We start from the raw sequence: 16,067 nt of genomic DNA, 5'->3' as shown, positions 1-16,067 counted from the left end.
GAGATGGTAATGCCGGGGGACAATGTGAGCGTAGAAGTGACGCTGATAACCCCGATAGCGATGGAGAAGGAATTAAGGTTTGCAATACGTGAAGGCGGCAGGACAGTCGGCGCAGGCGTCGTAAGCGAAGTAATTAAATAACGTTGAACGAAACAAAGTGAGACATGGTAGAGCAAAAAATAAGAATCAGGCTTAAGGCTTATGACTACAGACTTCTTGATAAGTCTGCAGATGAGATAGTAAACACCGCTGTTAGAACAGGCGCTAAGGTTGCCGGTCCGATACCTCTTCCGACTCATATAACGAGGTACACGGTGCTTAGATCTCCTCATGTGGACAAGAAGTCGAGAGAACAGTTTGAGATAAGAACGTACAAGAGGCTTCTGGACATACTAGAGCCTACAGCGCAGACTGTTGATGAGCTGATGAAGCTTACTCTCTCGGCAGGAGTCGATGTAGAAATAAAGCTGCCAAAAGCAGGAAAGTAGCAGTAAATATACGGAGCAAGATTGATGAAAACGATCCTCGGAAAAAAATTAGGGATGACACAGATCTTTGATACGGACGGGCAGGCAATTGCCGTGACAGCTGTAGAAGCAGGGCCCTGTTCTGTTACACAGATAAAAACCGCTGAAAAAGACGGTTATACAAGCATTCAGTATGCCTTCGGCGGGAAGAGAAAGAAACCGGGAAAAGCACTTGCAGGACACTTTGCCAAGAGCAAGGTGGAACCGGTGATGACAGTTCGTGAAGTAAGGATTGATGACCCTTCGGCATACAGCCTTGGACAGAAGATAACCGGGGAGATTTTCAAGGAAGGGGATTATGTTGATGTAGTCGGGACCTCTAAGGGGAAGGGATTTCAGGGTGTAATAAAAAGACATCATTTCTCGGGAGGACCTGCGACTCATGGTTCGAGATTTCACAGGGCGGTGGGTTCTGTAGGATGCAGAAAGCCCCAGCATACCGTGAAGGGCCGCAAAGGTGCAGGCCGGATGGGTGGTGAACGCGTAACCGTTCAGAACCTCCAGATAAAGAAGATAATGACTGACAAGAATCTGATATTCATAGAGGGAGCAGTACCTGGAACAAAGGGATCTCTCGTGGTAATAAAAGAAGCTGTAAAAACCTTATAGTTAAGTGAAGAGACAGGAATGATACCGGTAGTAAACAGTAAAAATGAAAAGATTAAAGAGGTGAACCTCCTCGAAGGATTTGAGGTTAAAGATATATCCCTGAAGCTCCTTCATCAGACGGTTGTGAACAAGCTTGCAAGCGAGAGGGAGGGGAATGCATATGCCAAACCCCGCGCAGAAGTTGATTACAGCACAAGGAAACTTTTCAAGCAGAAGGGAACAGGGCGTGCAAGAGCAGGTTCACGCAAATCGCCAGTAAGGGTCGGCGGCGGAACTACACATGGGCCGCTTCCCAGAGATTACTCCTATACGCTTCCAAAGAAGCTCAAGAAACGTGCCCTTATTGATGCTGCGAACCTTAAGGCCGGGGAAGGTAATATTATAGTGATCGATGACTTTGGTCTCACAGGTATAAAGACAAAGACTATGGTGGAGGTTCTCAAAAAATTAGGTGTCAATAAATCAGCCCTCATACTCATTGGCGATAAGAATGAGATAATAGAAAAATCGGCAGGGAATATACCGGGTGTGAAGGTTATGAATGTGCGCCACCCGAATGTGTACGACATGCTCAACCATGAAAAGGTCATCATCATGGAAAAAGATATAGCCCTCTTCAGGGAGGCACTGAAGTGGAACTGAAAAAATATGACATTATAAAGTCTCCTGTGATAACGGAGAAATCCAACAGGCAAAAAGATAAAGAGAATAAGGTTTCCTTTGTGGTTCATCCTGATGCAAACAGGCTTGAGATAAAGGATGCCATAGAACAGATATTCAATGTAAAGGTTCTTAAGGTCTGCGTTCAGAACAGGGTTGGTAAGGTCAAGAGATATGGAAAATTTACCGGCAAACGTTCTGACTGGAAAAAAGCAATCGTAACCCTGAAGGAAGGGGAGAAGATAGAAATTTTTGAAGGTGTATAAGGATTGGAGAATATAAATGCCGGAATTACTAAAATATAAACCTACGTCTCCTGGAAGGCGCTTCCAGACAAAGGTAATCCGCTCAGAGGTAACAAAGTCTGAGCCTGAGAAGTCGCTCCTTGACTCTTTGCATAAGACGGGAGGCCGCAATAATAACGGAAGAATTACCTCGCGCCATATCGGAGGGGGCCACAAGAGACGTTACAGGATCATAGATTTCAGAAGGGACAAGTTCGCAGTTCCAGCACGCGTCGCTTCCGTGGAATATGATCCGAACAGGACGGCGCTTCTCGCTCTGCTTCATTATGCTGACGGTGACAAGCGCTACATACTTTATCCTGCAGGGGTTAAGGTCGGTGATACGCTTATATCTGGTCCGGATGCTGATATAAAGGAAGGGAATGCTCTTCCAATAAAGAAGATCCCGCTTGGTACAACGATACATAATATAGAAATGAAGCCTGGCAAGGGCGGACAGCTTGTACGCGGCGCCGGAATGGGAGCACAGTTGCTCGCAAAAGATGGTGAGTATGCACAGGTCAAACTGCCCTCAGGTGAGATAAGGATGATAAGCAAAGACTGTCTTGCCACCATAGGCCAGATAGGAAATGTAGAGATAGAGAATGTTTCTCTCGGTAAAGCCGGAAGAAAACGCTGGCTCGGAAAAAGGCCGAAGGTAAGGGGTGTCGCGATGAACCCTGTTGATCATCCGCACGGCGGAGGAGAAGGAAGAACATCAGGAGGCAGACATCCTTGCACGCCATGGGGCAAACCGACTAAGGGATATAAAACTGTCCGTAAGAAATCAAGCAATAAATATATAGTCAAAGGGAGGAATAAAAGATAGATGGCACGCTCAGTATCGAAAGGTCCATTTGTTGATGAATCCCTAAAGAAAAAGATCGAGGGGATGAGCCGTTCAAGGGGAGACCAGAAGATTATTAAAACCTGGTCAAGGAGAAGCACCATCATCCCTGAATTCATAGGCTATACATTAGCCGTACACAACGGAAAGAAGTTTATACCCGTTTATGTCACAGAGAATATGGTAGGACACAAACTCGGAGAATTCGCCCCGACGAGGACATTCCGCGGGCATTCCGGGAAAAAATCTGAAAAAACTACAAGTGTAACGGGAAAGAAATAAATGGCTGAAATAGAGAAAAAACCAGAGGCAGAAAAAATAACAGGAGTGGCAAAGGCACGGTTTCTAAGAATCGGCCCGAGAAAAGTAAGGCTTGTCGTTGACATGATCCGCGGCAAGACTGCCAATGAAGCTCTTTCAATACTTGAATTCTCGCCGCGCTACCCTTCTGTTGCCGTGAGGAAGCTTTTGAAATCAGCGATTTCGAATGTAATGAATGTTTCTGAAGCAAAGAAGGTTGAGCTCGATCCTGACACACTGGTAATAGACAGGGTGTTTGTGGATGAGGGACCTAGTATGAAAAGGATGAGCCCCAGGGCTTTCGGAAGGGCAGATATCATCCGCAAGAGAAGCAGTCATATAACAATAATTTTAGGGACCAAGTAGGATCCGGAGGTTACGACGTGGGACAAAAGGTTCATCCGTTAGGATTTAGGCTCGGAATTACAAAAACTTGGGACTCCAAGTGGTTTGCTACTAAAAATTATGCTGACCAGGTTCATCAGGATCTTGCCATAAGGAAGCTTCTTAAGGTCAAGCTTGAGAGAGCAGGTGTGGCAAAAATAGAGATAGAAAGAGCATCTGATAATCTTAAGGTTGATATCTATTCTGCCAGGCCCGGTATAGTTATAGGAAGGAAGGGGCAGGAAGTCGACAAACTCAAAGATGATCTGAAAAAGCTTACGGGAAAGATAGTTACCGTAAATATACATGAAATAAAGAAAGCTGAAGTGGACTCTCAGCTCGTGGCGGAAAACATAGCCATGCAGATATTAAAGAGGGTCTCATACAGACGTGCAATGAAGAGGAGTATTACATCCGCGCTCCGTTACGGCGCACAAGGGATTAAGATCTGCTGTGCGGGAAGGCTTGGCGGCGCGGAAATCGCAAGGACAGAATGGTTCAGGGAAGGCCGCGTTCCGCTGCACACCCTGAAGGCTGATATAGATTACGGATTTGCAGAAGCAAGAGCACCGTACGGGTTGATAGGGGTCAAGGTATGGATTTACAAAGGCAATGTTATCCCGGAGAAGGCCGCACCAGAGAAAGAAACGGAAGCAAGGTAAATAAGCAGGTTTAAAAAAAGAGAGGTAGACCGGCAATGTTAATGCCATCGAAAACAAAATATAGAAAGCAGCAGAAGGGAAGACTGAGAGGGAAGGCTACAAGAGGGTCCAAACTTGATTTCGGTGAATACGGTCTAAAGACGCTTGAATGCGGAAAAATTACAGCGCGCCAGATTGAGGCAAGCCGTATTGCAATAACCAGAACGATTAAAAGAGGCGGGAAAGTCTGGATAAGGATTTTCCCGGATAAACCGGTTTCTAAGAAACCGGCTGAAACCAGGATGGGAAAAGGAAAAGGAGCCCCAGAGTTCTGGGTTGCTCCGGTAAAGGCAGGGAGAATGCTTTTTGAAATGAGCGGAGTTACGGAAGATGTTGCTACCAAAGCGTTGATGCTTGCTTCGCATAAGCTTGGGATCAGGACAAAGATTGTTTCCCGTGCGTAAAAACAGTAAAACGAAATCCTTTGAGGTTTTTGAATGAAGGCAAAAGAATTAAGAGAACTTACAGACGAAGAGCTGAAAAAAAAGGAAACAGATCTGTCGGAAGAGCTTTTCAACCTGAAATTCAGGCATTCTTCCGGTCAGGCTGAATCTCCTGCCAAGATAAAGCAGGTAAGAAGGGAACGCGCCAGAATCATTACGATACTGAATCAGAGGGCGCATAGCAGTAAGACGGCTAACGTCTGATAGGGCATTTAACCGGGAATAACGGCAGATGAAAGTTAATAAAGAATTGGTTGGTACGGTAGTAAGCAACCGGATGGACAAGACGGTTGTAGTAGCAGTCGAAAGGCTTGTGCGGCATCCAAAGTATAACAAGATATACAGACGCCGTGTAAAGTTTAAGGTCCATGATGAGAAGAATGAATGCAAGCTCGGCGACAAGGTCCGGATTATAGAGACCAGGCCGATTAGCAAGGATAAACGGAGCATAGTAAAAGAGATAATTACGAGGGCGGAAAGATAGTTTTCATACATTTTTTATGTGTATTGCTGCATCAGGAGATTAATTAGATGATTCAGACCAGAAGTAACTTGAACGTGGCTGACAATTCCGGCGCAAAAAGTATCCAGTGTATCAGGGTAATGGGCGGATCAAAACACAGGTATGCTGCTATAGGCGACATAATAAGGGCATCGGTGAAGGAAGCGTCCCCGAATGGAACTGTTAAAAAAGGTGATGTTGTCTTTGCTGTGGTTGTAAGAACAAGAAAAGAACTTGGAAGGACTGACGGGACTTATATCAGGTTTGACGACAATGCGGCTGTTCTAATAAATGCCCAGAAGGAGCCGGTCGGAACACGAATATTCGGACCTGTTGCAAGAGAGTTAAGGCGCAAGAATTTCATGAAGATCATATCTCTGGCGCCAGAGGTATTATAGGAGTATCAGTTTTATGGAAAATGAAAATAGGCTTCTTAAAAAAAATGACATGGTAATGGTAATTACCGGCAAAGAACGCGGAAAGACCGGCAAGTTGTTGAAGATATTACCCCGTACTAAACGCGTCATCGTTGAGCATGCAAATATGGTAAAGCATCACCAGAAGCCAACGCAGAAGCAGAGTCAGGGAGGTATAATCGAAAAAGAAGGTACAATCAGCTGGTCGAATGTAATGGTGTACTGCAGCAGATGTGCAAAGCCGGTAAGGCTTGGAAAAAAAATACTCGCAGACGGTAATAAAATAAGATATTGCAAAAAATGCGGTGAGAGCATTGAGGGAAAGTAAATGGCTCGTATAAAAGAAATTTATCAAAAAGAAGTAGTTCCACAACTCCTAAAAGAGTTCGGGTACAAGAATGTCATGCAGGTCCCGCGGATAGAAAAAATAGTCCTTAACATGGGTATCGGTGCTGAGGTTATACAGAATTCCAAGGTGCTTGAATCCGCTAACGCTGACCTTACGGCAATAAGCGGACAAAAGCCGGCACTTCGAAGGTCAAAGAAATCGATAGCCAATTTCAAACTGCGCGAGGGTCTTGTTGTAGGACTTAAAGTAACGCTTCGCGGATCCAGGATGTATGAATTCTTCGACAGGCTTGTAAACGCTGCATTGCCAAGGATCAGGGATTTCAAGGGGATCTCAGGGAAGGCGTTTGACGGCAGCGGGAATTATACACTTGGAGTGAAAGAACAGATAATATTCCCTGAGATAGTTTATGACAAGATAGACAAGCTCCGTGGAATGAATATAACGATAGTGACAACGGCAAAAAATGATGAAGAAGGGAAGACTCTTTTAAAGTTCATGGGAGTTCCTTTCAGGAATTAACATTGCGGGAGATAGATGGCAAAGAAATCGCTAATAATCAAGTGTAATAGAAAGCCAAAGTTCAGTGTCAGGGCTTATACCAGATGCAGGATTTGCGGCAGACCAAGGGGCTATTTAAGGAAGTTTGAGATGTGCAGGATATGTTTCAGAAAGCTTGCTCATGAAGGACAGCTTCCAGGCGTAATAAAAGCCAGCTGGTAATTTGTAACATAAGTTAAGGGAGAAAACCAATACTATGATGACAGATGTCGTAGCTGACATGTTAACAAGGATACGCAACGCGATCATGGCGAGGCATGATGATGTAGAGATACCCTCATCAAAGCTTAAGCTTGCAATCGCAAATATACTCCAGGAACAGGGGTATATTCAGAAGTTCAGGATAACCAAGAACGAGAAGGGACGAGACCTGATAAATATAGTTCTCAAATATGATGAAACAGGGAAATCTATAATTACAGGATTGAAAAGGAAAAGCACCCCTGGCGGCAGGTACTATGAAAAGTCGAAAAAGATTCCAAAATCATTGGGAGGATACGGCATAGTAATAATATCCACGTCAAAGGGGATAATGACGGATAAGGATTGCAGGAAAGAGAATATCGGTGGAGAGGTGCTTTGTGAAGTATGGTAAAGACAGCTTTTATGTTTATGGAATAAGGGGGCAGGCAGTATGTCAAGAATAGGTAAAAAGCCGGTACCCTGTCCGCAGGGAGTTTCGGTTGAAACTAAGGGGAACGAAGTCAAGGTAAAGGGCCCTCTGGGTTCCATACAGTTCAGATTTCCCAGTGAGATATCCGTGAAAGTTGAAACAGGGCAGGTTGTGGCGAGCATCGGGACGTCAAGCAGTGATTCCGACGCCAAGCACGGTCTCGTCCGGAGCGTAATCAATAACATGATAACTGGTGTAACTAAGGGTTTTGAACGGAAGCTTGAGATTGTCGGTGTCGGTTATAAATCGCAGGTACAGGGGAATGAACTTCTTCTGAATATAGGATTCTCACACACTGTAAATTACAAGATCCCGGAAGGGATAAAAATAGAGGTTGGCAAGCAGACTGAAATAACTGTAAAAGGCGTTGACAAACAGCTTGTTGGTCAGACTGCCGCGGAAATAAGGGGATTCTATCCTCCTGAGCCTTACAAGGGAAAGGGGATAAGATATTCAGGCGAGTACATAAAGACCAAGGTTGGAAAAGCCGGGGCATAAGATATCGGGATTGATTGATTAAGGAGCGGAACATTGGAAGTCAGCAGAAGCGAAACAAGAAAAAGCAGACATCTGAAAATCAGAAAAAAGATTCACGGAACAACTGAGAAGCCAAGGCTTTGTGTTTATAAAAGCCTCCATTACATCTATGCGCAGCTCATAGATGATGACAAAGGCCACACAATTGTTTCATGCAGCAGCATTGACAAAGAGTTGCGGGGGAAGCTTAAGAACCATAAGAATAAGGATGCTGCGAAAGCTGTTGGTGAATCATTGGCAGAAAAGGCGGTTGCAAAAAATATAAAGAAAGCGGTTTTTGACAGAAATGGCTATCCTTTCCACGGGAAAGTTAAAATACTGGCAGATGCAGCCCGAGAGAAGGGCCTGGAGTTTTAGCCAGCGGAGGTTCCATTGAAAAAATTAAATTTAGATGAAATGAAGTTGAATGACAAAATAGTCCATATCAGCCGTGTATCAAAGGTTGTTAAGGGTGGTAAACGTTTCAGCTTTTCCGCGCTTGTTGTTGTCGGAGACGGCAACGGGCATGTAGGTTATGGAATGGGAAAAGCCAACGAAGTTCCTGAGGCGATCAGAAAGGGGACTGAAAGGGCAAAGAAGAACATTGTTGAAATCCCAATTAAGGAAGGCACAATTCCTTACGAGGTTATCGGGCATTTCAGGAGCGGCAAGGTGTTATTGAAACCTGCCCACAAAGGTACAGGCGTTATAGCAGGAGGTGGAGTAAGGGCTGTACTTGAGATACTTGGCATAACTGATATTCTTACAAAGTCTCTTGGCTCAACAAATCCTCACAATGCAGTTAAAGCCACATTCGATGCGCTTACAAGCTTAAGAAGCCCATCTGACATAGCAAGGTTAAGAAATAAAACCTTAGAAGACATAGTTTCATAGGGTGTTAAAATGGGTAAAATAAAAATAGATCTTAAAAGAAGTCTTATTGGATGCAGCAAGAAACAGAAAGCCGTGATCAAGGGATTGGGGCTTAGATATATCAATCACTCTGTTGTCCGTGAGGATTCTGTGCAGGTGCGCGGGATGATAGAGAAGATTCCTCATATGCTTGCCGTAAGTGAACTGAGCGGGCAATAAACCAGGAAAGAGCAGAGGGAGAAGATTTAAAATGACACTTTCGAGTCTGCCTACATCAAGAGGCAATAACGGGAAAAGAAAACGTGTAGGACGCGGCCCGGGGTCAGGGCATGGCAGCACATCATGCCGCGGCGACAAAGGAGCAAAGGCACGCTCCGGCTACAGCCGCAAGTTAGGTTTTGAGGGAGGCCAGATGCCTCTTTACAGAAGGCTGCCTAAAAGAGGTTTCACCAATATCTTTGCTGCAAAACCTGTAATCATCAATCTTTCCGATATAGATGCACTGGAAGGAATAAACGAAGTCACTCCTGAAATCCTCATAGCGAACAGGCTGGTTAAGGGAGCCGAGAATGGGATAAAAGTTCTTGGACAGGGGAATATTTCAAAAGCAGTCAAAGTATCCGCGCACTACTTCAGCAAACAGGCTGAAGAGAAGATAAAGAAGGCAGGCGGTGAAGTTGTGGTCCTTAAAAGATAAATCACGTGATTGAGAAATTTCAAAATATTTTCAAAATTCCGGAGCTGAAAAAAAGGCTCCTTTTTACATTTGGCCTCCTTGCGGTGTACAGGATTGGTGCGCATATACCTGTCCCCGGAATTGACGGCCAGGCTCTGGCTGAGTTCTTTGCAAAGATGCAGGGCGGGATGCTCGGTTTTTTTGACATGTTCTCAGGCGGCGCCCTCAGGAAACTTACGATATTTGCACTCGGCATAATGCCTTATATCAGCGCATCAATCATACTGCAGCTGCTTACGGTTGTCATACCTGCACTTGAGAAGCTCTCAAAAGAGGGAGAAGCAGGAAGAAAAAAGATCACACAGTACACCCGATACGGCACGGTCGTGCTCAGCATGATACAGGGTCTTGGTATAAGCTACGGACTTGAACAGATGAGAAGCCCCGTAGGCAATGCTCCGCTGATACCGGATCCGGGATGGGGTTTCAGGATTATTTCCATGCTCACTCTTACAGCCGGCACTGCGTTTATCATGTGGCTTGGCGAACAGATAACTGAAAAGGGAATAGGGAACGGAATATCACTTATAATTTTCTCCGGTATCGTAGTGAGGATGCCTGATGCAATAGTTACTTCAATTCAGGCAGTTCAAAGAGGGGATATCAACCTTATTTTCATGGTAATCGTAGTAATACTCGTAGTCGCCATAACAGGTGCAATAATATTCATGGAGCGTGGACAGAGAAGGATACCGGTCCAATACGCAAAACGGGTTGTCGGGCGCAGGGTTTACGGCGGACAGAATACGCATATACCGTTAAAAGTAAATACAGCAGGCGTCATACCTGTAATATTTTCATCTTCAATACTTATGTTTCCGGCGACGATTGCCGGGTTTTACAAGAACTCATTTACGATGTGGATTACCGAGAAGCTTTCACCGGGCTCGCTTGTTTATGAGTCCATGTATGTTCTTGGAATCATATTCTTCTGCTATTTTTATACGGCCATAATTTTTAATCCAACTGATCTGTCTGAGAACATGAAAAAGTACGGCGGATTCATACCGGGGATACGTCCCGGGAAGAAGACCTCCGAGTATATTGATAAAGTCCTTATGCGTATAACTTTCGGCGGAGCTCTTTATCTTTCGGCAGTCTCGGTTATGCCTGATTTTCTAATAAGATATGGCCGCGTCCCCTTTTATTTCGGTGGTACAGCGCTGCTCATAGTCGTGGGTGTAGCCCTTGACACTGTATCGCAGATAGAATCCCATCTGCTTACAAGGCACTATGAAGGGTTCCTGAAAAAAGGAAGATTGAAGGGGAGGCGCGGATAGATAATGAACAACCTGATTTTTTTAGGTCCTCCCGGGGTTGGAAAAGGTACGCAGGCAAAGATGTGTGCGGAAAAATTTTCGATTCCGCAGATATCTACCGGTGATATGCTTAGAAGCGCAGTGAAACAGGGAACGCCGCTTGGCGTAGAGGCAAAGACCTTCATGGACAAGGGTGAACTTGTTCCGGACAGGATAGTAATAGGGCTTATCGCTGAAAGAATAGGAGAGGATGATTGCAAAAAAGGCTTCATTCTCGACGGATTCCCGAGGACTATAGTGCAGGCTGAAGAGCTTGATAAGCTTCTTTCAAAGAAAAATCTTCCTCTTAAGAAGGTTGTTTCCATAACAGCTTTGGATGAGGAACTTGTAAAAAGATTAAGCGGCAGGAGAACTTGCAGTTCATGCGGCGAGGTGTTCCACCTGATGTTCAATCCCCCGAAGACAGCAGACAAGTGTGATAAGTGTCAGGCGAAACTCTTCCAGAGGGATGATGACAAGGAAGCAACCATACGTGAGCGGCTGAAGGTTTACAAGAATCAGACAAGCCCGCTTATTCAATATTACGGTAATAAAAGAATACTGGAAGAAATAGACGGCTCTCTTGAGATAGGGAAGGTCTTCGGACTGATATGCGATGCTATTGGGAATAGCAGATGATCGCGCTTAGGTCTCCCCGGGAGCTTGATACAATGCGTCGTGTGAACAGGATTGTGGCTGAGATATTGACAGAGCTTGGCAAGATGGTTGCACCGGGGGTTAAAACAAAAGATCTTGATGAATATGCTGAAAAGCGTATTCTTGAGCTTAAATGTAAACCGGCTTTCAAAGGGTACAAAGGGTATCCGGCAACACTTTGTATTTCCGTCAACAATGAGATTGTTCACGGTATTCCTGCTGGCCGGGTGCTTTGCGAAGGAGATATAGTAAGTATTGACATAGGCGCAGAGAATGAAGGATATTTCGGTGATGCCGCAGCAACATTCCCTGTGGGTAAGATAAATGAGAATGCCAGGAAGCTTATAGATGTGACAAGGAATTCCCTCGAGGCAGGCATAAGGGAAGCAAGAGAGGGGAACCGGCTGGGAGATATATCAAATGCTATTCAGCTGGAAGTTGAGCGGAATGGATTTTCGGTAGTAAAGTATTTTGTAGGCCACGGCATAGGAAGAGAGCTCCATGAGCCGCCGCAGATACCGAACTTCGGGGAACCCGGCAAAGGTATAAGGCTTAAAAGCGGTATGGTTTTTGCCATAGAACCTATGGTAAACGAAGGAAGCTGCGATGTAGAAATATTAAATGATGGGTGGACTGCAATTACAAAAGATGGTAAACTTTCTGCCCATTTTGAACATACGATAGCTATCAAAAATGACTGTGCCGAGATTTTAACACTGGCTTAAGTGAGTTTGCAGGAGGGGGGAGCTAAATCGGATGCCGAAGGAAGAGCCCATTGAAGTGGTAGCTACTATCCTTGAGACATTGCCTAATGCAATGTTCAGGGCTGAACTGGAAAATGGGCATAAGATACTGGCACATGTTTCAGGTAAGATGAGGATGAATTTTATTAAGATATTACCGGGTGATAAGGTCACTGTGCAGTTATCCCCCTATGACCTCACAAGAGGAAGGATCATTTACCGACACAAGGATAGAAAGTAGGAGCAGGAAAATGAAAGTAAGAGCATCAGTAAAAAAAATCTGTGATAAGTGCAAGATAATAAAGAGAAAAGGCACGGTAAGAGTGTTATGCATCAACCCTAAACACAAGCAGCGTCAAGGTTAGGGAACAGGAGGAGCGAGAATTGGCAAGGATAGGCGGAGTTGATTTACCAAAAGAAAAGAATGTAGAGATAGCGCTCACTTATATCTTTGGGATTGGGAGAGCAACATCACAGAAGGTGCTGCAAATAACAGGGGTGGACGGGTTCAAGAAGGTGAAGAATCTCAGCGACCCTGAAGTGAATGAGCTGAGAAAAGTTATAGAGAGGGACCTGAAGATTGAGGGTGACCTCAGGAAAGATATATCCATAAACATAAAACGCCTTATGGATATAGGATGCTACAGGGGTTTAAGGCACAGAAGAAGCCTTCCTGTAAGGGGTCAACGCACTCACACCAATGCAAGGACACGCAAGGGACCGAGAAAAGGCGGAATAGTAAAAAAGAAGTCAGCAGAATAGAAGCAAATTGTTGCTGATAAATATTACGGGGTGATTAATGGTTAAGGAAAAAAAAGTTAAGAAGAAAAAAGAAAAGCAAATAGTGCGCAATGGTATTGCCCATATTCAGTCTACTTTTAACAATACGATTGTCACTATAACAGATATTGAAGGGAACGTCTTAACCTGGGCGAGTACCGGTACGCAGGCTTTTAAGGGATCAAGAAAGAGTACTCCCTTTGCTGCAACTCTGGCAGCTGAAGGTGCTGCAAAGAAAGCCATTGAATTTGGCATGAAGCAGATTGAAGTTTACGTAAAAGGGCCCGGTGCCGGAAGAGAGGCTGCAATAAGGGCTTTACAGTCTGCTGGATTGACCATAAGTGTGATAAAGGATGTTACCCCGATACCGCATAACGGGTGCCGCCCGAGGAAACGCAGAAGGGTGTAATTCCCTTAAAATTGGTTGAATGTTTTTTTTGAAAGACAAGTTTGAGGAGGAGTAACTTTGGCAAGATATAGAGAAGCCGCTTGCAGGCTTTGCAGGAGAGAAGGTTTAAAGCTGTTTTTGAAGGGAGACAAGTGCTTTGAGAAATGCACTTTTGAGAAAAGAGGTTATCCGCCGGGACACAGCGGAAAGTTTACACGCGGAAAGTTTTCAGAGTACGGAATACAGCTCAGGGAAAAACAAAAGGTAAAAAGGATATACGGAATACTCGAGCGCCAGTTCAGAAGCTACTTTAAAATGGCTGAGCGACAGAAGGGAATCACCGGAGAAAACCTGCTGATGCTTCTTGAACGGAGACTTGATAATATTGTTTTCAAAATGAACTTTGCAGCTTCACGTCCGCTTGCAAGGCAGTTTGTAACTCACGGCCATTTCCGTGTGAACGGCAGGAAAGTAAACATTCCTTCCTACCTGGTAAAAGCAGGTGATACAATCGATCTTGATGAGGGGAGCAAAAAACTTGATATCGTGAATCAGATTGGGAAGCTTTCAAACAGAGGCGCAGTGCCGGCGTGGCTTGAGACAGACAGGGAAAATGCCAAAGGCAAAGTGTTAAGTCTGCCGCGCAGGGATTACATCACTATACCAATCCAGGAACAGCTTATAGTGGAATTATATTCGAAGTAAAATCTTACTTTGAGGGAGTTGGTTGCATGAAAATTCAAAGTCTTAATAAACCTAAAAGGGTTGAGTGTGATGAAGAAACAAAAACCGCTATGTATTCGAGGTTTGTAGCGGAGCCTCTTGAAAGAGGTTTTGGAACAACTATTGGTAACTCGTTAAGGAGAATACTTCTTTCTTCAATAGAAGGTGCTGCACCTACGAGCATAAGAATCGATGGTGTGAACATGAAGTTTACCTCGCTTCCCGGTGTTGTTGAGGATGTAACCGATATAATCCTTAATCTGAAGCAATTAAGGGTGAAGATGCATTCAGATGGGCCAAAAACGGTTTATATCAAGGCAAAGGGAGAAGGGGAAGTCAAGGCATCAGATATTGAACATGACAATGATATTGAAATAATGAACCCCGATCTTCATCTGGCGACGCTGGATTCAGACGGTAAGTTCGAAGCTGAGATAGAGATTGAAAAAGGGCGTGGATATGTGCCTGCCGAGAAGAATGAGAAGGAAAAAAATCCGATAGGTGTTATTGCCATAGATTCTATATTCAGCCCTGTAAGAAAGGTGAATTACAGGATCGAAAGCGCTAGAATCGGACAGGAAACTGACTACGACCGCCTGCTTTTGGAAGTATGGACTGACGGAAGCATAACCCCTGATGATGCGCTTGGGCAGGCTGCAAAGATACTGAAGGATTACATGACTCCATTCATAAACTTTGATGAAACGGAAATGCTGGAGTCGTCCAGCTCGGAAGGTCCTTCGGAAGACAAGGAAAAGGTAAGGCTTTCAGAAAATCTTTTAAGAAGTGTTGATGAACTTGAGCTCTCTGTAAGGTCTCAGAACTGTTTGAAAAATGCCAATATCCGGACTATAGGGGAACTTGTGCAGAAGACAGAGCAGGAGATGCTGAAGACAAAGAACTTCGGAAGAAAGTCACTTAACGAGATCAAACAACTGATGACGCAGATGGGTCTTTCGCTTGGCATGAAGATAGATGAATGGCCTGTTGCAGAGCCAGTAAAAAAGCCTGAAGAAGACCTCGAAGAGGAAGAAATAATTTAAGCGGAGATTGTTAAAATGGATCACCGGACGGGAAACAGGAAACTCAATAAAACAACAAGCCACAGGCTTGCCATGCTTCGCAACATGACAACCTCACTTTTTATTCATGGGAAGATAGAGACGACTGTCCCCAAGGCGAAGGAGCTTAGAAGGGTTGCGGAAAAGGTGATAACCCTTTCAAAGAAAGAGTCATTGCATTCAAGAAGACTTGCAGCTAATTGGGTAAAGGATAAAAAAATATTAAAGAAGGTCTTTACAGAGATATCACCCAAATATGCATCAAGAAACGGCGGCTATACGCGTATTATCCGTACCAGGGTAAGGCGTGGTGATGGCGCTGAAATGGCTATAATCGAGCTTGTAGAGTAATGCTTCGCCGCCCTTTTGGGCGGCGGGTTTTTTCAGATAGTTGTATTCGAGGTTTTGAACCGTATAGTACCAGAGCAGTTTGCAGCACTCCATGAAAAATGTCTTGGCATAAAGCCTTTCTTTCCACCATCTGTCAGCCTTGAATCTCATATTTTCTGCACCGGTCATTATGATTTTTATATCTCCCGAATTTGAAAGGTGTATGAAGGTGAAAGCCGTCCTTCTTGTGTGGTAATCGCTTGTTACGATTATGGCCTTCCTGAATCCCTTATTTTGAAGAAAAGCGACTATTCCAGGGACTTCCTCTACTGTAGAGTGGGCATTGCTGGTTACACGGAGTATTGACTCTTCAGGCACTTTTAAGGAAAGCGCCTGCTTCAGCATGATTTCATTTGAATAAGTATTCCACGCTATTTTGTTTCCGCTCAGTATTATGACCTTCCCATAATCTTTTTTAAAGAGCTCAACTGCTCTCTCCACACGGCTGCCGTTCTCATCATCTCCGCTCATGACAACTATGGCGTCAGCCTTTTCCAGCTTTTCATCCACGATAAGAAAATTTCCTATCCTCGTTAAGATCCATGGATGGAATTGATATGCGACAAATAGAAGTGCAGCATAAAAGACGAGTTTAATAAGTTTGAACATCAGTTTTTATATCTGTTGGGTCAAAAAAAAGGCCATA

General features: G+C 44.4%; 33 protein-coding genes. 32 read left to right on the top strand and 1 reads right to left on the bottom strand.

The window, feature by feature from the left end; translation table 11 throughout:
• The 32 genes from tuf to rplQ form a co-directional block, all read left to right on the top strand.
• On the top strand, positions 1 to 141 hold a 141-nt coding region (tuf, locus tag HZA77_12635; protein ID MBI5376279.1), incomplete at its 5' end, for an elongation factor Tu.
• A 23-nt stretch (positions 142 to 164) separates the two neighbouring features.
• Positions 165 to 488 (top strand): 30S ribosomal protein S10, encoded by a 324-nt coding sequence (gene rpsJ / locus HZA77_12630; protein ID MBI5376278.1) that lies wholly within the window; start codon positions 165 to 167, stop codon positions 486 to 488.
• A gap of 21 nt (positions 489 to 509) precedes the next feature.
• On the top strand, positions 510 to 1,136 hold the full coding sequence (rplC, locus tag HZA77_12625) for a 50S ribosomal protein L3 (protein MBI5376277.1): 627 nt from the start codon (positions 510 to 512) through the stop codon (positions 1,134 to 1,136).
• Positions 1,137 to 1,154: 18 nt separating this feature from the next.
• Positions 1,155 to 1,778, top strand: a complete 624-nt coding sequence (gene rplD, locus HZA77_12620) for a 50S ribosomal protein L4 (protein MBI5376276.1) — start codon at positions 1,155 to 1,157, stop codon at positions 1,776 to 1,778.
• Positions 1,775 to 2,062: a 50S ribosomal protein L23 gene (locus HZA77_12615; protein MBI5376275.1), complete on the top strand. Its 288-nt coding sequence runs from the start codon at positions 1,775 to 1,777 to the stop codon at positions 2,060 to 2,062. Before rplD ends, HZA77_12615 begins: the two co-directional genes overlap by 4 nt.
• A gap of 16 nt (positions 2,063 to 2,078) precedes the next feature.
• Positions 2,079 to 2,909, top strand: coding sequence for a 50S ribosomal protein L2 (gene rplB / locus HZA77_12610; protein MBI5376274.1), 831 nt, complete (start codon positions 2,079 to 2,081; stop codon positions 2,907 to 2,909).
• Positions 2,910 to 3,209, top strand: coding sequence for a 30S ribosomal protein S19 (rpsS, locus tag HZA77_12605; GenBank protein ID MBI5376273.1), 300 nt, complete (start codon positions 2,910 to 2,912; stop codon positions 3,207 to 3,209).
• 36 nt (positions 3,210 to 3,245) lie between these two features.
• Complete coding sequence (gene rplV / locus HZA77_12600; GenBank protein ID MBI5376272.1) at positions 3,246 to 3,593, top strand: 50S ribosomal protein L22; 348 nt, start codon at positions 3,246 to 3,248, stop codon at positions 3,591 to 3,593.
• Positions 3,594 to 3,610: 17 nt separating this feature from the next.
• Entirely contained in the window at positions 3,611 to 4,273 is a 663-nt protein-coding gene (rpsC, locus tag HZA77_12595; protein ID MBI5376271.1) for a 30S ribosomal protein S3, read from the top strand.
• A gap of 35 nt (positions 4,274 to 4,308) precedes the next feature.
• Positions 4,309 to 4,716: a 50S ribosomal protein L16 gene (gene rplP, locus HZA77_12590; protein ID MBI5376270.1), complete on the top strand. Its 408-nt coding sequence runs from the start codon at positions 4,309 to 4,311 to the stop codon at positions 4,714 to 4,716.
• A gap of 33 nt (positions 4,717 to 4,749) precedes the next feature.
• Positions 4,750 to 4,959: a 50S ribosomal protein L29 gene (gene rpmC, locus HZA77_12585; GenBank protein MBI5376269.1), complete on the top strand. Its 210-nt coding sequence runs from the start codon at positions 4,750 to 4,752 to the stop codon at positions 4,957 to 4,959.
• A 28-nt stretch (positions 4,960 to 4,987) separates the two neighbouring features.
• Positions 4,988 to 5,239: a 30S ribosomal protein S17 gene (gene rpsQ, locus HZA77_12580; GenBank protein ID MBI5376268.1), complete on the top strand. Its 252-nt coding sequence runs from the start codon at positions 4,988 to 4,990 to the stop codon at positions 5,237 to 5,239.
• Between the two features lie 47 nt (positions 5,240 to 5,286).
• Positions 5,287 to 5,655, top strand: coding sequence for a 50S ribosomal protein L14 (gene rplN, locus HZA77_12575; protein MBI5376267.1), 369 nt, complete (start codon positions 5,287 to 5,289; stop codon positions 5,653 to 5,655).
• A 13-nt stretch (positions 5,656 to 5,668) separates the two neighbouring features.
• Entirely contained in the window at positions 5,669 to 6,001 is a 333-nt protein-coding gene (locus HZA77_12570) for a 50S ribosomal protein L24 (GenBank protein MBI5376266.1), read from the top strand.
• Entirely contained in the window at positions 6,002 to 6,544 is a 543-nt protein-coding gene (gene rplE / locus HZA77_12565) for a 50S ribosomal protein L5 (GenBank protein ID MBI5376265.1), read from the top strand.
• Between the two features lie 15 nt (positions 6,545 to 6,559).
• Entirely contained in the window at positions 6,560 to 6,745 is a 186-nt protein-coding gene (locus HZA77_12560; GenBank protein MBI5376264.1) for a type Z 30S ribosomal protein S14, read from the top strand.
• A gap of 34 nt (positions 6,746 to 6,779) precedes the next feature.
• Positions 6,780 to 7,178, top strand: a complete 399-nt coding sequence (gene rpsH, locus HZA77_12555; GenBank protein MBI5376263.1) for a 30S ribosomal protein S8 — start codon at positions 6,780 to 6,782, stop codon at positions 7,176 to 7,178.
• 39 nt (positions 7,179 to 7,217) lie between these two features.
• Positions 7,218 to 7,754 carry a 50S ribosomal protein L6 gene (gene rplF, locus HZA77_12550; protein MBI5376262.1) on the top strand — a complete coding sequence of 179 codons (537 nt, stop codon included), beginning with the start codon at positions 7,218 to 7,220 and terminating at the stop codon, positions 7,752 to 7,754.
• Between the two features lie 33 nt (positions 7,755 to 7,787).
• The gene (locus HZA77_12545; protein ID MBI5376261.1) at positions 7,788 to 8,150 is read left to right on the top strand and encodes a 50S ribosomal protein L18; all 363 of its coding nucleotides are present in this window, start codon (positions 7,788 to 7,790) and stop codon (positions 8,148 to 8,150) included.
• 15 nt (positions 8,151 to 8,165) lie between these two features.
• The gene (gene rpsE / locus HZA77_12540) at positions 8,166 to 8,666 is read left to right on the top strand and encodes a 30S ribosomal protein S5 (protein MBI5376260.1); all 501 of its coding nucleotides are present in this window, start codon (positions 8,166 to 8,168) and stop codon (positions 8,664 to 8,666) included.
• Positions 8,667 to 8,675: 9 nt separating this feature from the next.
• A complete protein-coding gene (gene rpmD / locus HZA77_12535; GenBank protein ID MBI5376259.1) occupies positions 8,676 to 8,864 on the top strand; it encodes a 50S ribosomal protein L30 in 189 nt (62 codons plus the stop codon).
• Positions 8,865 to 8,895: 31 nt separating this feature from the next.
• The gene (rplO, locus tag HZA77_12530; protein ID MBI5376258.1) at positions 8,896 to 9,342 is read left to right on the top strand and encodes a 50S ribosomal protein L15; all 447 of its coding nucleotides are present in this window, start codon (positions 8,896 to 8,898) and stop codon (positions 9,340 to 9,342) included.
• A gap of 5 nt (positions 9,343 to 9,347) precedes the next feature.
• A complete protein-coding gene (secY, locus tag HZA77_12525; GenBank protein ID MBI5376257.1) occupies positions 9,348 to 10,661 on the top strand; it encodes a preprotein translocase subunit SecY in 1,314 nt (437 codons plus the stop codon).
• A gap of 3 nt (positions 10,662 to 10,664) precedes the next feature.
• Positions 10,665 to 11,318 (top strand): adenylate kinase, encoded by a 654-nt coding sequence (locus HZA77_12520; GenBank protein ID MBI5376256.1) that lies wholly within the window; start codon positions 10,665 to 10,667, stop codon positions 11,316 to 11,318.
• Positions 11,315 to 12,061 (top strand): type I methionyl aminopeptidase, encoded by a 747-nt coding sequence (gene map, locus HZA77_12515; protein ID MBI5376255.1) that lies wholly within the window; start codon positions 11,315 to 11,317, stop codon positions 12,059 to 12,061. The genes HZA77_12520 and map overlap by 4 nt, the downstream gene beginning before the upstream one ends.
• Positions 12,062 to 12,092: 31 nt before the next feature.
• Complete coding sequence (gene infA, locus HZA77_12510) at positions 12,093 to 12,320, top strand: translation initiation factor IF-1 (protein MBI5376254.1); 228 nt, start codon at positions 12,093 to 12,095, stop codon at positions 12,318 to 12,320.
• 10 nt (positions 12,321 to 12,330) lie between these two features.
• Positions 12,331 to 12,444 (top strand): 50S ribosomal protein L36, encoded by a 114-nt coding sequence (rpmJ, locus tag HZA77_12505; GenBank protein ID MBI5376253.1) that lies wholly within the window; start codon positions 12,331 to 12,333, stop codon positions 12,442 to 12,444.
• Between the two features lie 19 nt (positions 12,445 to 12,463).
• On the top strand, positions 12,464 to 12,841 hold the full coding sequence (gene rpsM, locus HZA77_12500) for a 30S ribosomal protein S13 (GenBank protein ID MBI5376252.1): 378 nt from the start codon (positions 12,464 to 12,466) through the stop codon (positions 12,839 to 12,841).
• A gap of 37 nt (positions 12,842 to 12,878) precedes the next feature.
• Positions 12,879 to 13,268: a 30S ribosomal protein S11 gene (gene rpsK / locus HZA77_12495; GenBank protein ID MBI5376251.1), complete on the top strand. Its 390-nt coding sequence runs from the start codon at positions 12,879 to 12,881 to the stop codon at positions 13,266 to 13,268.
• Between the two features lie 57 nt (positions 13,269 to 13,325).
• Positions 13,326 to 13,952: a 30S ribosomal protein S4 gene (gene rpsD / locus HZA77_12490; protein ID MBI5376250.1), complete on the top strand. Its 627-nt coding sequence runs from the start codon at positions 13,326 to 13,328 to the stop codon at positions 13,950 to 13,952.
• Positions 13,953 to 13,978: 26 nt separating this feature from the next.
• The gene (locus HZA77_12485) at positions 13,979 to 15,013 is read left to right on the top strand and encodes a DNA-directed RNA polymerase subunit alpha (GenBank protein ID MBI5376249.1); all 1,035 of its coding nucleotides are present in this window, start codon (positions 13,979 to 13,981) and stop codon (positions 15,011 to 15,013) included.
• 15 nt (positions 15,014 to 15,028) lie between these two features.
• A complete protein-coding gene (gene rplQ / locus HZA77_12480) occupies positions 15,029 to 15,382 on the top strand; it encodes a 50S ribosomal protein L17 (protein MBI5376248.1) in 354 nt (117 codons plus the stop codon).
• On the opposite strand, the gene HZA77_12475 is transcribed toward rplQ, so the two are convergent.
• On the bottom strand, positions 15,293 to 16,030 hold the full coding sequence (locus tag HZA77_12475) for a YdcF family protein (protein ID MBI5376247.1): 738 nt from the start codon (positions 16,028 to 16,030) through the stop codon (positions 15,293 to 15,295). The genes rplQ and HZA77_12475 overlap by 90 nt on opposite strands.
• Between the last annotated feature and the right edge of the window lie 37 nt (positions 16,031 to 16,067).

The sequence above is a fragment of the Candidatus Schekmanbacteria bacterium genome (genome assembly GCA_016219965.1).
In the GTDB taxonomy this organism is placed as follows: domain Bacteria; phylum Schekmanbacteria; class GWA2-38-11; order GWA2-38-11; family J061; genus JACRJM01.
Note: the sequence above shows the minus strand (reverse complement) of the source record. Positions and strands in the feature narration are given on the sequence as shown.